Raw genomic sequence first — 14,968 nt, 5'->3', positions numbered from 1 at the left:
ACTAGAATTGAATAGAATGCGTTTTTATTTGCATTAATTACAAATCATGAGAAATATTCTTTTTTTTATAATTCTGTTATTGTCGTTTATGACGAAAGGCCAATCAAAATTTGAGGCGATTCGCAAACAATTGATCGAAAATAAGACTTACGAATATGTTTATGGTTTTGAAAATGATTATGCCGTTTTTAGAACCTTTAAAGGGAAAATGGGATTAATTGATTCTCTAGGCAATGTGATTCTTAAACCTAATTATGAATATATAGAGAACAGAAAAGATCTAAAAAACATATTTGAAGCGGGAATTATTGCAAATAAAAATTTCAAAAGAGGATATATTGATTTACAAGGCAATATTAAAATTCCTTTTGAATATGAAGATGTTTATTATTTAGGAAATAATCTAGTGAGAGTTTCAAAAAACAATAAAACAGGAGTTGTTGACACTAAAAATAAAATCATTTTGCCTATTAAATATACCAGTATAATGGGCAGTGACGGAATTTTGTTTGTGCAGAATAACAACAGTATTGATCTATTTGATGCAAAAGGAAAACAAATTACCAATTTTCAAGCTTTTGATATTGAGTATTTCCAACATGGCAGATCTATTGTCACACTTCAAAATAAAAACACTTTAATAATCGATACTCTCGGAAATATCGTTTTGAATCCAATCAAAAATCATCAGTTTGAGAGAATACTAGCTCAAGATTCTTTCCTTATTCTTAATACTATCACGAAGAAAAATGGAATTATTAATTCAAATGGGCAATATGAAATTGAATGTAGGTATGATGAAATTTATCCTTCAAATTCAGTTTATATCGCAAAAAACAATGGAAAAGACGGAATAGTAGACCGCAAAGATTCTGTTTTGAAACCTTTAATTTATGATAATGTTTATGCTGTTTTTTCTAAAGATAGCATCTCGTTCAAAAACCATTATTTCGCTTATAAAAACAATTTGCAAGGTGTTTTTAACCCTTATGAAGAAAAGGAAATCATTCCGATATCATATAAATATATTGATCCTTTTTCTCATTACTATATCATAACGAATCAAGAAAACAAAGATGGAATGCTTTCTAACAAAGGAGAAATTATAATTCCTGAGGAGTATGATTTTTATAGTATTGCCCAAAACAAAATTTTTGCTAGTAAAAACTCAAAAAAATACCTTCTTACAGTTGAAAACAATAATTACACTGAAACTGAAATCTTTGTTGATGAGTTCATAAAAAACAATTCAAATTTCAGAGGATTTTCTAAGAGTAATTATCAGATTTTTAAAGACAAAAACAAACTTGGAGTTTATAGCAATAAGAACAAGATTGCAATTCCGGCAGAATATGATGCAATTACAGAGATTTACGGAACAGGAGAATTTGTTGTTAAGAAAAATAATAAATATGGTGTTATAAACGCTGATAATAAAATACAATTAGAATTAAAATACGACTCATTTCAAATTATTAAAGAAGTGGTTCGATTTAATATAAAAACTCCAAAAACTGTGAAGTCTTATCCGGTGAAATATCCTTTTGAACCTCAATAATTTGTATTTAGATTTTGAATAAATAATACATTCATAGCGCTTTAATTGCAAATAATTCAAAATGCATTCGTTTTTATTATATATTTGAATGAAATAGAATGCATTTTTTATGGAAGAATACGGAAAGATATTGATTATTGCAATGCCTGTTTTTTTAGCTTTAATTGTTATTGAAAAAATCTACGGCATTTATAAAAAGAATGATACTGCTCCATTGATAGATAGCGTATCAAGCATCAGTTCTGGCATTACAAATTCGGTTAAAGATGTTTTGGGTCTTAGCGTTACTTTTCTCTCTTATGAATGGCTGGTTTCCAAAATTGCATTACAGCATTTAGACGCAAATGTCCTCTCCTACTGCATTGCCTTTTTTGTAATTGATTTTTATGGTTATTGGAGCCATCGTCTAGCACATCAGATTAATTTTCTCTGGAACAAACATGCCATACATCACAGCAGTGAAGAATTTAATCTTGCCTGCGCGCTCCGCCAGCCTATTGCTAGTTTAGTCAATTTGTTTACTTTTTTATTGATTCCTGCAGCTTTGCTTGGCGTTCCTGCTTCTGTAATTGCTATTACATTGCCTATTCATTTATTTTTACAATTTTGGTATCATACCAAGCATATCAAAAAAATGGGATTTATTGAGCATATTTTGGTAACTCCATCACATCATCGTGTGCATCATGCAATTAATCCAGAATATCTAGATAAAAACCATTCTCAGATTTTTATCTTTTGGGACAAACTTTTTGGTACTTTTCAAGAAGAATTAGATGATGTTCCTCCTGTTTTTGGGATCACAAGACCAGCTAATACTTGGAATCCGATTAAAATAAATTTCCAGCATTTAAGTTTATTAATAAAAGATGCTTGGCGAGCACCGAAATGGAAAGACAAACTGACCATTTGGTTCAAACCAACAGGCTGGCGTCCCGAAAACTTTGAAGAAAAATATCCTGTTAACAAAATTGAGAATGTTTTTAATTTTGAAAAATATGGCACGCAAAACTCTCAAAAACTTATATACTGGTCTGTTGCACAGGTTTTAATAACATTGCTTTTTGTAAGCTATCTGTTTGATAACATTGCCAAAATAGGTCTTCCAAATATTTTTATTTATGGCTTTTTTATTTTTCTAACAATATATAGCTATACAGAGTTAATGGATAAAAGTAAATATGCCGTTTTATGGGAAGGCTTCCGATTAGGAATTGTAATTTGTATTATTGGCTATTACGGAGATTGGTTTGGTTTAAATCGTGTAATTCCAAATAGTAATTATATTATTTTTACCTACCTGGTCTTATCTTTTTTAACCACATTTTATTTTGTTAATTTTAATTTTAAAACCTACCAAAACCAATATATCAATTCATAACCCCTATTATGAGAAACTCTTCTTTTTTTAAAATTTATGCTGCTTTTAGTATAGTGTACCTCATTATACTGCTTTCTGGATACGAACGTTTTGATATTTTTCTCAAACCTATCCTAATACCTATAATAGGGTTCGGAGCTTACTTTTACAGAAAATTTCAAAGTAAGAATATTTTATTGGCTGCACTTGTATTTTCATGGCTTGGAGATGTTATTTTACTTTTTACAGACCTTGGCGAGATTTACTTTATATTAGGATTAGTCTGTTTCCTAACAGCGCACATAATCTATTGCATACTTTTTAATAAACAGAAAAGAATTAGAAAAAAACAGAACAAACCTCTTTTTATATTTGGTAGCATTTTAATTGCATTTTACCTAATAGGAATGGTTTCTGTTTTAATGCCTCATTTAGGAGATCTTGAAATTCCCGTTTCTATTTATGCCTCTGTAATTTCAATCATGCTTTTATTTGCTTTCAATGGATTTTTAGTTTGGGAAAAACCAGGTAATAAGCTCGTATTTTTGGGTGCAGTTTTCTTTGTTATTTCAGATAGCATTCTGGCTTTAAACAAATTTTATATTCCGATTCCTAAAAGTTCCTTTTTTATTATGCTGACGTATCTTCTGGCACAATATCTGATTGTAGTTGGTACGCTAAAACTAAATCCAAAAAAAGTAGAACAGGCAGTTTAACACATATTTCAACCATGAAAAAAATAGCTTTTTTAATTGTTTTATTAATCAGTGCTTCTTCTTGTGTAAGTACCAAATCAACTTTAAAGAATGTCGATGACAACGCACCTGATTTAATTTTAAAGAAGGATAATACTTTTTCCATAACACAATTTGCTAAAGACAAAAAATACGGTTATGATCCTGACTATCCGATTAATATATTTTTCCAGAACACCAACAATGAGGCTTTAAACGAAACTCGCTTCTTAAACGCTTTGGCTGGTCCAAATGGCGAGAAAATAACGTATACCAGATTAGAAACCTGCTGTCCTTTCCCAACTAAAAGAAGCAATATGGGAGCTGGATTTTTAAATGTCTATGAACTAAAATGGGAAGGGCAAAAAAAGCCAGTTAAGCTTTATTTAAATATTTATGAAAAAGGAATTTTAATGGTTCCGATGGGATTGAGGCTGAAATAAATAGTGTCAATCCAAGGTTATGCTTAATATATTACCGTTGCTGCTTATTATTCTACCCGTATTATCACAATTAATATTGGGAACAATTTCTATATATAAACCTGCCTCATTAAAATTCAGCCGAATTTCCTGGATCAATTTTATTCTTCAAATTTCACTCTCCTTTGTGGCTTTTAATATTGCAGATTATAATCTTACAAAACTCTATGAACCAAATCCAGTGAGATGCGGAATGCCACTTGTTGGAACTGCCGTTGCTTGCTTCTTTTTCTTTTTTATTCTGATTTTGATAATTGTAATCCAATTTTTGATTAAGAGATGGAGAAAAAATCGATCAAAAAGCTAGATTAAAACAGCATTAAGCATAAAACTTTAGAACATGATAAATGTCATCTATTAGTTTAATTTCATGCTTTAATATTGCCTCGGAAAAAGCATTTAATCATTTAAAAGAAATTTTAGAAATTCGGTAATTCTACTAAGCTCCTAGTCAGTTATTAGAGTTCTTAAAATAATCTTAAATCTTCATCTGCTATTCATAAATCATAACTACCTTTGCATTGCAAAAAAATAATTTTATGAACTTACAACATATTCCACAAATTAAGCATACTGACAGCGGAAATTTCTTTTTATTAGCGGGACCTTGCGCTATTGAAGGAGAAGAAATGGCTCTTAGAATTGCTGAAAAATTAGTTGGTATTACCGACAATCTTCAGATTCCTTATGTATTTAAAGGATCTTTTAAAAAAGCAAACCGTTCTAGAATTGACAGTTTTTCTGGAATTGGTGACGAAAAAGCATTAAAAATCTTAAGAAAAGTTTCTGAAACTTTTCATGTGCCAACAGTAACAGATATCCATACAAATGAAGATGCTGATATGGCTGCGCAATATGTAGATGTATTGCAGATTCCTGCTTTCTTAGTGCGCCAGACTGATCTTGTTGTGGCTGCTGCTAACACGGGAAAAACGGTAAACTTGAAAAAAGGACAATTTATGAGTCCAGAAAGCATGAAACATGCTGTTCAGAAAGTTTTAGACTGTAACAATGAAAATGTTATGGTTACAGATCGCGGTACTATGTTTGGTTACCAAGATATGATTGTTGATTTTAGAGGAATTCCTACTATGCAACAATATGCTTCTACTGTTTTAGACGTAACACATTCTTTACAACAGCCAAATCAAACAGCTGGAGTTACGGGTGGAAGACCTGATATGATCGAAACAGTAGCAAAAGCTGGTATCGCAGTAGGTGTTGATGGTATCTTTATTGAAACACATTTTGATCCTGCTAATGCTAAGAGTGATGGTGCCAACATGCTGCATTTAGACTATTTTGAAGGTTTAATGAACAAATTAGTTGCTATCAGAAAAACTGTAAATGCCTTTTAATAATTATTATACTTAAGTTCTTTGAAAACAAAAATTTTATTTTTCTTACTGGCTTGTGTTTCATTAAACACATTTGCTCAGGAAGAAATACCAGTACAAAAATATGCTGCGCACAACAAAGGAAAATTCTTTGTAATGTGGGGTGGTAATAGAGAAAGTTACTCAAAATCTGATGTAAACTTTAGAGGTAAGGATTACAACTTTACTGTTGAGAATATGGCGGCTCATGACAAACCAAAAGGATGGCATGTAGATTATATCAATCCTGCAAATATGACTATTCCTCAAACTAATTTGAGATTTGGTTATTTTTTTAGTGATCATTACAGTGTTACAATTGGTGTTGACCACATGAAATATGTAATGGCTCAGAATCAAATTGCAAATGTTACTGGAAACATCAATTTGCCTGCGGATGATCCCGCATCAATTTACAATGGTAATTACAACAATACTCCTGTCGATATGTCTCAGGGAGGAGCTAAAGAAGGTGGTTATGGCAATGGTGAAGTAAATGTAAACGGTCCAGCTTTTTTAATGTATGAACATACAGACGGTTTAAATTACATTAATACTGAAGTTGCAAGATTTGATGATGTTTCTAAATGGTTTGGATTGCCAAATATTGACAAAGTTCAAATTAACTTAACTGAAGGTATTGGCGCTGGGGTTTTATATCCAAAAACTAATACTACAATTTTAGGTAAAGAACGTCATGATGATTTTCACGTTTCTGGTTATGGTGTTTCTGCAAAAGCTGGTTTAAATATTACCTTTTTTAAACATTTCTATGTTCAAGGAGAGTTAAAAGGTGGTTACATCAACATGCAGGATATTAAAACTACTACAAGCCCTGAGGATAAAGCTTCTCAGCACTTTACTTATTTCCAACGAATTATTGCTGTTGGAGGTATTTTTAGAATCTAATATTTCGCAAAATATATTTAGAAAATAGCTGTCATTTTATTTGGCAGCTATTTTTTTTATTATTTACTTTGTAACTCAAAGTACTTTAAATTATACTTTATGAAAATCAAAAAATATCTATTCCCGATCATTACTTTCTTTTTAAGTTTTGGATGTGCGCTATTTGTTGCTATAAAAGTTTTTCCAAATAATCCATTTACAGGAAACAAAGAAGAAAAAGAAAAAACAACGGCTTCTAAATTTAAAGATGGTGATCTTATTTTTCAAACTTCGGAATCTAAACAATGCGAAGCGGTTCGAATTGCAACCAATTCTAAATTCTCACATTGTGGCATTATTTACGATATTAACGGAAATTGGTTTGTTTTTGAAGCCGTTCAGCCAGTAAAACTTACTCCACTTGAAGATTGGATTAAACATGGAAAAGATAGCAAATATGTTGTAAAAAGGTTGAGAGACGATAACGTTTTAAAGCCAGAAGTTTTACAAAAAATGAAAGATTACAGCCAGCAATTTGACGGCAAAGAATATGATGCTTATTTTGAGTGGACTGACGATAGAATATATTGTTCTGAACTAATTTGGAAAATCTATAAAAACGCAGCAGGAATTGAATTGTCTAAACTTAGAGAATTGAAAGATTTTAATTTACAAGATCCGAAAGTTCAAAAAATACTAAAAGAGCGTTATGGCACTGATATTCCGTTAGAAGAAAAAGTCGTTGCTCCTTCTGATATTGCCGAATCTAATATATTAAAAACAGTAGTAGACAACTATTAATATTTTAAAAAGCTAGTTCTTTATTCATTCTAGCTTTTTTATTTGCTAATTAACTTTGAAATTCAAAGAACTTTTAAACCAATACCTTATGAGAGATTATTTGATTGAAAAACTGTATGAATGTTCTAAAAAACCGTATCAAAAATATTTTAAAAAGAATGAGCCGTGGAATATTGACAAAAACACTCTAATGGATTATCCTGAAGAAAGTCTAGGATTCGGCTTGGGAAATTTTCTTTACAAAAATCATTTTGATATTCAGGAAAAGCTCGAAGATCACGACATTATTCATGTTCTGACCAACACAGGAGTTTCTGTTTATGAAGAAATCGGCATGCAATATTATTTGCTTGGAAATGGAAAGAAAAGCCTGTATTTGTTTATGGTTATCACAACAGGAACTATTTTTTATCCGAAACGCATGAACTATTTCATTCAACAATTTAAAAGAGGCAAAAAGGCAAATGCGTTTCATTATCTCGATTTTTCAAAAATGCTTTTTATGCCAATTCAAAATATTCAGCAAACTTTTAATATTTAAAATCATGAAAACAATTCATAATCCTTCTGAAGAAAAACAATCTGTCGAATTGGCTGTTGGAACATTTATAATCAGCACAATTCTATTTATGCTTTATATTATTTCCAATGAGAATCCTACTGTTTTGGTAATTGCTTGGCCGTTTGCTTTAGCTGCCATTGTGGTTAATTTAATCATGTTTATTCATTTAATGGAAAGGTTTATTCATCTACCTCATCAACGAAAAGAAATTGGAATAAAAATACTGCTTCTTCTTTCTAACATTCCGATAACCTTTTTGTATTATTTGGTTGTAATGAAATCTTGATTTTTAAAATCATATTAATAAAAAAACACTATTGCAAACCCTAGAGGAGCAAAATATTTATAGAATTTCAATAAGAAAATGAAAAAAGCTCCAGAGGAGCGACATATAGTTTATATTGCAAAAAATATGTCGCTCCTCTGGAGCTTTATATTTGGAAACATTTTCCCTTTTCTATAAATATGCCGCTTCTCCGAAGCTTACGAAAAAGAGCTATCCTTTTGAGACAGCCCCTTTCGATTTATTATTTTGTCTTAATTTGCTTTTTTAGTCTCAATTCCGTTTTGGTCTAATAAATACATTAATGAAGTCATTGTTGCAGCACCAAGTTCTAATTCTCTTTTATTGATAGCATCAAATTTATCATTTGCAGCGTGGTGATAATCAAAATAACGTTGAGAATCTGGTTTTAAACCTGCTTTAACAATAGCTTGCGAAGTTAGATGATTAATATCTGAACCTGCATGGCCAATTGTAAAACTGTGTACCAAATAAGGCTCAAAAAGATCTTTGTATCCTTGAATCTTTTTCAAATTTGCATCGTCAGCTTCAATTGAAAATCCTCTTGGAGAAAATCCTCCTGAATCACTTTCTAAAGCAAAAATATGATTCTCTTTGTTTTGTTTTGAAACTTCTTCGTATTTAGCACCACCTTTTCCGCCATTTTCTTCATTCATGAACAATACTACACGAATTGTATTTTTAGGCTTATAATTTAAATTTTTCAAAATACGGATCACTTCCATACTCTGCACTACTCCTGCTCCATCGTCGTGAGAACCATCTGCTAAATCCCAAGAATCTAAATGTCCCCCTACAACCATGATGTTTTCTGGAGTTACACTTCCTGTCAATTCACCAATTACGTTATAAGACAAAGCATCTGGCAAAGTCTCGCAAGATTGTTTGAAGTAAAATTTCAAAGCAGGATTTGCTTTTAAAGATTTGCTTAATAATTCAGCTCCGTTTGTACTGATTGCCGCTGTTGGAATATACTGTGCTTTTGGCAAGTCACCATAACTTTGCGCTCCTGTATGAGGAAAATCATCTAGACGTAAATTCATAGAACGAACAATTGTTCCTACTGCTCCCAATTTTGCCGCTTCTTTTGCTCCTGCATATCTTTGGTCAACACAAGCTCCATAAGAAGTAAAAGTTTCAATGTTTTCAGGATTCATTGGTCTGTTATAGAAAACAATTTTTCCTTTTACTTTATCAGCCCCAAGTTCGTTCAATTCTTTTATTCCTTGAACTTCGATTATTTCCGCAGTAAGACCCGTTTTTGGAGTTGCTACTGAACCTCCTAATGCGCAAATTGGCACAGTGGTTTTTACTTTTCCGTCAAGGATATAAGCTGTTTCTTTTTCGCCACGCACCCAATGAGGCACCATAACTTCTTGCAAATAGACTTTATCTAACCCTAAACTTTCTAATTGTCTTTTGGTATAATCAACTGCTTGTTCTGCACCTTTAGATCCAGACAAACGAGCGCCAATATCATTTGACAAATATTCTAGCCATGTGTAGCATTTTGCTTCGGTTAAAGCTTTTTTGTAAAATAATTTAATGTTTTTTTCATCATTTGTCTGAGCAAAAGATGTCAATCCGTTTAAAACTAAAGCAGTTAAAAGAATCGTTTTTTTCATAGTTTCTGTAGTAATTTGGAGTTTAGTATACCAATGGTACATTCGCAAAGGAACAAAATTATCGACATTTCTGAAGTTTTTTTCTTAACCTTTTCTCAAAAAAAAACTCCAATTGCAAATTTTTCAATTTCCAATTGGAGCTTTTACACATTCTATAAATAAAAATTATTTTATTTCTATAATCTTATTTTTTATTCCAATACCATTTTCATTAAAAGGCTCAATGGTAAAATAATATTTTGTCCCCTTATCCAAACCTCTAAAATCGTATGTACTATCACCATAAACCATAATGCTGTTGTACAATTTATCAGGAGCAATTCCGTAATAAATATTATAACCAATTGCATCTGACTGTTTTTTCCATGAAATCATAGCATTTCTAGAATCTGCTTTATTTCTGTCCACTTTAAAAGAAGCTACCGATTTTGGTTTTGCTCCTAAACCGTTTCCAAAAACTCTAAAATCAGAAATCGCGAACAAACCTGAAGCGTTGTGAATATTTTCCATTTTAATGTAACGCGCTTTGATCGATTTTGAAAGTTCTACATAATCATGTGGCGCATCTTTATCATTTTTAGATTTATCAACCACCAAAGTCCAATTTTGAGCATCATCGGACATGAATATTTTATATTGATAATAAATATCCATTGCTTTATTAAACTGCGTTGCCTTATGATCTGCATAGTTGATTTGAAGAGCATTAATTTCCATCTGTCTTCCTAAATCCATTTGAAGCCATTCACCTGGATTACTTGTCTTTGCAGACCAATAGGTTTGAATGTTTTCATCTGTCAAATTTTCTGGTCCATAACAGAACTTCTCATACACTTTTTTACCGCCATTATCCATTCTATGAGTTTCCACTTCCATACATTCCTCAGAAGAAGAAACAGTAACAGGCTTTTTATATGAAAGCAACATCCATCCAGATGAAGCACCTTTAGCCTGATCACGCTCGCTAGTTGGCAATACAATTGGGAAATCTCCATAAGCAGTGATCGAATACATTACATCGTCTTTATCAAATCCTGCTGGAAACATATCTATACGACGCTCAAAACGATCTTTAATAGAAATTTTGCATGTTCCAGTATTCCAATAATTTCCGTAATTATCTGCAAAAGTATTTCCGTGTCCGGCTCCAATTACAAACCCGCCTGGTTTATATGACATTGGGTTGTGCTTTTGATACGTAAATGGCCCCAACGGATTATCTCCAACATGAACTCCATTTGCATATCCTTTAAACTCGGTTGCAGGAGCTCCATATTGCATATAATATTTTCCATTATGTTTAGTCATCCAAGCGCCTTCAATAAAATTTCCCCAAGGCGCTGGTTCCATATCGTTATTTGGCCCAAAACGCTCCCATCCGTGAGCTGAAGGATCTAAAATGGCAACTTCTTTAATTTGTCCATAAGGCTTCTGAATATCTTCAACTTCTGTCGCTTTGTACAATGTAGCATAATCAGCCTGATTTCCTTTTGGAAGCCAAGTTTTATAATCAACCTCAACACCTACTAGAGGTAATTTTCCGCTCGAACCATAGTACATGTATACTTTTTTATCATCGTCTTGAAAAATTGCAGGATCCCAAGTTGGAAGCATTGCTTTATCTACGTGACGTGTCCATCTACCTGATTTTGGGTCAGCTGTTTTCCAAATCGGATGATCTCTTTTCCAAGTTGAACCAACATAAAACAATGTGTCGTTTACAACCCAAGCTGCAGGAGCGCATTGATCGTCATCGCCTGGCTGCCTTTGGAAACTTCCGTAAACAAAATTCCAATCGGACATGTCTTTACTCCAAAAGAAACCTGCCTGATTGGTGGCAAATAAGTAATATTCTCCTTTATAAGTAATAATTACAGGATCGGCGCTTGAACGGCGAGATTCTGGAATTCCGTTATGATTGTGTGTTGTAAAATTGTACCCAATATTTATCGGATTACAATATGTTGTTGCAGGTCTGCTAGGGTCAAACCATTCTGTTTTACCAGAATTTTGCGCCAAAAGAGTACTTCCGAAAAGCATCGAAAACAAAATCGGCGTAAGTTGTTTATATATCTTTTTCATGGTTAGATTTCTTTAATAAAGTTTTAGAAGATTAGTTTTTAACTTCCTTTCTTTCCTTTAAAAGTTCAGGTTCATTTGTGGTGATGTAATTGAATTTATGAGCTATAATCCAATCCATATCTTTTACGTCATTAACAGTCCAAGCATTTAGAATAATCTTATTGTCTTTAGCTTCCTGTATCCATTCTGGATGTTTTTGAAAAACAGAATAGTGATAGTCAACTCCATTGATTTTATCTGCTTTTACTTCTTTTGGCGATTTATTTCCTTCTAAATATTGAAGAGAAGTTTTAGAATCTATTTCCCTTATTTTCTTTAGAATATCATAATCAAAACTGATGTAGCAGGTATTTTTATCGGCTTTTAATTTTTTAATGGTTTCGACTGCTGCTACACCCGTTTTTTGTCCTCTTTCTTTACTAATTTCTGAAGGTTTGATTTCACATACCAAAAGTGTGTGTTTATTATTACGCATTCCTTCTGAAATATATTCGTGAAGGGTTGGAAGTCTTTCTCCATTTGAAAGTTTAAATTTTATCAAATCTGCATAATTCGTCTCTTCAATAAGCAGTTTGTTGTAATGCGCATCATGATTGATTACAAGTGAATCATCTGCTGTTCTCCAAACATCAAACTCTGAACCTGGCAATTTTAAATCTATTGCATGTCTTAATGATGCAATTGAATTTTCTGGCAGATTATTCTTTTTCCAAGCTCCACGATGTGCCACAATTGCATTTTTTTGTGCATAGCTAGACGAAAAAGCAATAAGACAAACTGCACTAAATATTTTAAAAGTATTCATATAATCGTAGTTAAAAAATTACAAAAAGGTCTGTAGATTTAGAAAAAAAGCCCTCCAAACGAAGGGCTTTTCACTAATCAAATAAACCAACTATTTAGTTAACTCAAAACTAACTTTTTTATCGGCATTTGAATTTCCTCCAACGAAAATATCAAACTGCCCTGGCTCTGCTACAAATTGTAAATCAGAGTTATAGAATTTTAAATCTTCAACAGTAATATCAAAACTTACTGCTTGTTTTTCACCTTTTTTAAGTGCAATTTTTTGAAAACCTTTTAATTCTCTTACTGGTCTTGTTACTGAACCAACTAAATCTCTAATGTATAATTGAACCGTTTCTTTTCCGTCAAAATTTCCAGTATTTGTTACATCAACAGTTACTTTCAATTTTCCGTTTGAATCCATCTTATCAGAAGAAATTTTCAAGTTTGAATAATCAAAATTGGTATAGCTTAAACCAAATCCGAATGGGAATAAAGGCTCGTTTCTTTCGTCAATATAATTTGATCTAAATTTCTCGAATTTCCCTTCTGTGTTAGAAAGAGGTCTTCCTGTATTTTTGTGCGCGTAGTAAATTGGCAATTGTCCAACGCTTCTTGGGAAAGTTGAAGTCAATTTTCCTGAAGGATTTACATCTCCAAATAAAACATCAGCAATAGCGTAACCAGCTTCTGTACCTGCAAACCAAACATTTAAAATTGCTGGAACTGTTTTTTCTTCATCTGTAATTACTAACGGACGTCCATCAAATAAAACTAAAACAACTGGTTTTCCTGTTTTTAATAAAGCGTTTAATAAATCTTTTTGCGCTTGTGGAATTTCTAAGTTTGTACGGCTGCTAGATTCTCCGCTCATTTCAGCAGATTCTCCTAAAGCTGCCACAATTACATCAGATTGTTCAGCAACTTTTAAAGCTTCCGCTAATAATTCTTCTTTTGTACGAGCATCACGGTGTAACGTTTTACCGAACATTGTTGCATTCGTTTCAAAAGTTTCATCGTAATCTAAATTGCTACCTTTAGCATATAAAACTTTCGTTCCAGCTCCAGCAACTTCTTTAATACCTCTCAATAATGAAACGGCATTTTCCATTTTTGTAGCAACACTCCAAGTTCCTGGCATGTTTTCTTTAGCATCTGCCAATGGTCCGATTAAACCAATTGTTCCAGATTTTTTAAGAGGCAGCAACTGATTTTGGTTTTTTAATAAAACTAAAGATTGAGCTGCAATATCACGTGCTTCTTTTCTGCTATCTGTTGTAAAGATTTCAGTTTTTGCTCTCTTCTCGTCACAATATTTATATGGGTCTTGGAATAATCCTAAATCATATTTTGCTTCTAAAATAAGTTTTACAGCATTATCGATTGTTTCGATTTTTACTTTTCCTTCGTCTAAAGATTTTTTCAAAGTTCCTAAGAAACCTTCTCCAACCATATCCATTTCAACTCCAGCATTTAAAGCTAAAGCAGAAACTTGCTGTAAATCTCCCATTCCGTGAGGGATCATTTCAGGAATACCTGTAAAATCGGTTACTACAAATCCTTTGAAACCCCATTGTTTTCTTAAGACATCAGTCATTAACCATTTGTTTCCAGTTGCAGGAATTCCGTCAACTTCGTTGAAAGAAGCCATAACCGAACCTACACCAGCATCAACTGCCGCTTTGTAAGGAGGAAAATAGTCATTAAACATTCTGATGTGGCTCATATCAACTGTGTTGTAATCACGTCCTCCTTCTGGAGCACCATATAATGCGAAGTGTTTAACACAAGCTAAGATTGAGTTATTTTTAGTAAGATCATGCTGTTGGTAACCATTTACCATTGCTTTTGCAATTTGGCTTCCTAAATATGGATCTTCTCCTGAACCTTCAGAAACTCTTCCCCATCTTGGGTCACGAGAAATGTCAACCATTGGAGAGAATGTCCAGTTGATACCGTCTGCACTTGCTTCTTTTGCAGCGATTTGAGCACTTCTTTCAATTAAGCCCATATCCCAAGTACAAGATAATCCTAATGGAATTGGGAAGGTTGTTTCGTACCCGTGAATAACGTCCATACCAAAAAGTAACGGAATTTTTAAACGGCTTTTTTCAACCGCAATTTTCTGTACTTCTTTAATTTTTTGAACAGACTTAATGTTGAACAAACCGCCCACTTTTCCTTCAGCAATATTTTTTGCCACATTTGAGCTGTTTGCCTGTCCTGTTGTAATATCCCCAGATGTTGGCAAATTTAACTGGCCCAATTTCTCGTCTAAAGTCATTTTTGACATTAATTCCGCCACAAATTCAGACTTTGGTTTAATTTTCACTGTATTTTTAGCTGGCTTCTTTTGAGCATAACCCAAAACAGCGCATCCTAAAAAAAGTAAGACTAATTTGTTTTTCAT

The 14,968-nt window shown here is 32.6% G+C and carries 13 protein-coding genes; 9 read left to right on the top strand and 4 right to left on the bottom strand.

Annotated features, from left to right (window positions below; genetic code table 11):
• The first annotated feature begins 46 nt into the window (after positions 1-46).
• The 9 genes from DMA14_RS08380 (at position 47) to DMA14_RS08335 (ending at position 8,047) form a co-directional block, all read left to right on the top strand.
• Positions 47-1,558, top strand: a complete 1,512-nt coding sequence (locus tag DMA14_RS08380) for a WG repeat-containing protein (protein WP_111424284.1) — start codon at positions 47-49, stop codon at positions 1,556-1,558.
• 109 nt (positions 1,559-1,667) lie between these two features.
• A complete protein-coding gene (locus tag DMA14_RS08375) occupies positions 1,668-2,939 on the top strand; it encodes a sterol desaturase family protein (RefSeq protein WP_111424283.1) in 1,272 nt (423 codons plus the stop codon).
• A gap of 8 nt (positions 2,940-2,947) precedes the next feature.
• The gene (locus tag DMA14_RS08370; protein ID WP_111424282.1) at positions 2,948-3,634 is read left to right on the top strand and encodes a lysoplasmalogenase; all 687 of its coding nucleotides are present in this window, start codon (positions 2,948-2,950) and stop codon (positions 3,632-3,634) included.
• A gap of 14 nt (positions 3,635-3,648) precedes the next feature.
• Positions 3,649-4,095, top strand: coding sequence for a 2-dehydro-3-deoxyphosphooctonate aldolase (locus DMA14_RS08365; RefSeq protein WP_111424281.1), 447 nt, complete (start codon positions 3,649-3,651; stop codon positions 4,093-4,095).
• 578 nt (positions 4,096-4,673) lie between these two features.
• A complete protein-coding gene (gene kdsA, locus DMA14_RS08355) occupies positions 4,674-5,492 on the top strand; it encodes a 3-deoxy-8-phosphooctulonate synthase (RefSeq protein WP_111376987.1) in 819 nt (272 codons plus the stop codon).
• Between the two features lie 21 nt (positions 5,493-5,513).
• Positions 5,514-6,419 carry a hypothetical protein gene (locus DMA14_RS08350; protein ID WP_111424279.1) on the top strand — a complete coding sequence of 302 codons (906 nt, stop codon included), beginning with the start codon at positions 5,514-5,516 and terminating at the stop codon, positions 6,417-6,419.
• A gap of 99 nt (positions 6,420-6,518) precedes the next feature.
• On the top strand, positions 6,519-7,199 hold the full coding sequence (locus DMA14_RS08345) for a YiiX family permuted papain-like enzyme (RefSeq protein ID WP_111424278.1): 681 nt from the start codon (positions 6,519-6,521) through the stop codon (positions 7,197-7,199).
• Positions 7,200-7,287: 88 nt separating this feature from the next.
• The gene (locus tag DMA14_RS08340) at positions 7,288-7,740 is read left to right on the top strand and encodes a hypothetical protein (RefSeq protein ID WP_111424277.1); all 453 of its coding nucleotides are present in this window, start codon (positions 7,288-7,290) and stop codon (positions 7,738-7,740) included.
• Between the two features lie 4 nt (positions 7,741-7,744).
• The gene (locus DMA14_RS08335; RefSeq protein WP_111424276.1) at positions 7,745-8,047 is read left to right on the top strand and encodes a hypothetical protein; all 303 of its coding nucleotides are present in this window, start codon (positions 7,745-7,747) and stop codon (positions 8,045-8,047) included.
• A 251-nt stretch (positions 8,048-8,298) separates the two neighbouring features.
• Here the strand turns inward: DMA14_RS08335 and DMA14_RS08330 are convergent, their stop codons facing one another.
• The 4 genes from DMA14_RS08330 to bglX all read right to left on the bottom strand — a co-directional run bounded on the left by DMA14_RS08330 (position 8,299) and on the right by bglX (position 14,968).
• Complete coding sequence (locus tag DMA14_RS08330; RefSeq protein ID WP_111424322.1) at positions 8,299-9,690, bottom strand: M20/M25/M40 family metallo-hydrolase; 1,392 nt, start codon at positions 9,688-9,690, stop codon at positions 8,299-8,301.
• Between the two features lie 165 nt (positions 9,691-9,855).
• A complete protein-coding gene (locus DMA14_RS08325; protein ID WP_111424275.1) occupies positions 9,856-11,772 on the bottom strand; it encodes a discoidin domain-containing protein in 1,917 nt (638 codons plus the stop codon).
• Positions 11,773-11,803: 31 nt separating this feature from the next.
• Positions 11,804-12,577 carry a glycerophosphodiester phosphodiesterase family protein gene (locus tag DMA14_RS08320; RefSeq protein ID WP_111424274.1) on the bottom strand — a complete coding sequence of 258 codons (774 nt, stop codon included), beginning with the start codon at positions 12,575-12,577 and terminating at the stop codon, positions 11,804-11,806.
• Between the two features lie 90 nt (positions 12,578-12,667).
• Positions 12,668-14,968, bottom strand: coding sequence for a beta-glucosidase BglX (gene bglX, locus DMA14_RS08315; RefSeq protein WP_111424273.1), 2,301 nt, complete (start codon positions 14,966-14,968; stop codon positions 12,668-12,670).

The sequence above is a fragment of the Flavobacterium sharifuzzamanii genome, from assembly GCF_003254585.1.
GTDB lineage: Bacteria > Bacteroidota > Bacteroidia > Flavobacteriales > Flavobacteriaceae > Flavobacterium > Flavobacterium sharifuzzamanii.
Note: the sequence above shows the minus strand (reverse complement) of the source record. Positions and strands in the feature narration are given on the sequence as shown.

Bases quoted from the DNA above. Each gene is read 5' to 3' on its own strand.
- DMA14_RS08380 (WP_111424284.1), top strand. From the start codon at position 47: ATGAGAAATATTCTTTTTTTTATAATTCTGTTATTGTCGTTTATGACG.
- DMA14_RS08375 (WP_111424283.1), top strand. From the start codon at position 1,668: ATGGAAGAATACGGAAAGATATTGATTATTGCAATGCCTGTTTTTTTA.
- DMA14_RS08370 (WP_111424282.1), top strand. From the start codon at position 2,948: ATGAGAAACTCTTCTTTTTTTAAAATTTATGCTGCTTTTAGTATAGTG.
- DMA14_RS08365 (WP_111424281.1), top strand. From the start codon at position 3,649: ATGAAAAAAATAGCTTTTTTAATTGTTTTATTAATCAGTGCTTCTTCT.
- kdsA (WP_111376987.1), top strand. From the start codon at position 4,674: ATGAACTTACAACATATTCCACAAATTAAGCATACTGACAGCGGAAAT.
- DMA14_RS08345 (WP_111424278.1), top strand. From the start codon at position 6,519: ATGAAAATCAAAAAATATCTATTCCCGATCATTACTTTCTTTTTAAGT.
- DMA14_RS08340 (WP_111424277.1), top strand. From the start codon at position 7,288: ATGAGAGATTATTTGATTGAAAAACTGTATGAATGTTCTAAAAAACCG.
- DMA14_RS08335 (WP_111424276.1), top strand. From the start codon at position 7,745: ATGAAAACAATTCATAATCCTTCTGAAGAAAAACAATCTGTCGAATTG.
- DMA14_RS08330 (WP_111424322.1), bottom strand. From the start codon at position 9,690: ATGAAAAAAACGATTCTTTTAACTGCTTTAGTTTTAAACGGATTGACA.
- DMA14_RS08325 (WP_111424275.1), bottom strand. From the start codon at position 11,772: ATGAAAAAGATATATAAACAACTTACGCCGATTTTGTTTTCGATGCTT.
- DMA14_RS08320 (WP_111424274.1), bottom strand. From the start codon at position 12,577: ATGAATACTTTTAAAATATTTAGTGCAGTTTGTCTTATTGCTTTTTCG.
- bglX (WP_111424273.1), bottom strand. From the start codon at position 14,968: ATGAAAAACAAATTAGTCTTACTTTTTTTAGGATGCGCTGTTTTGGGT.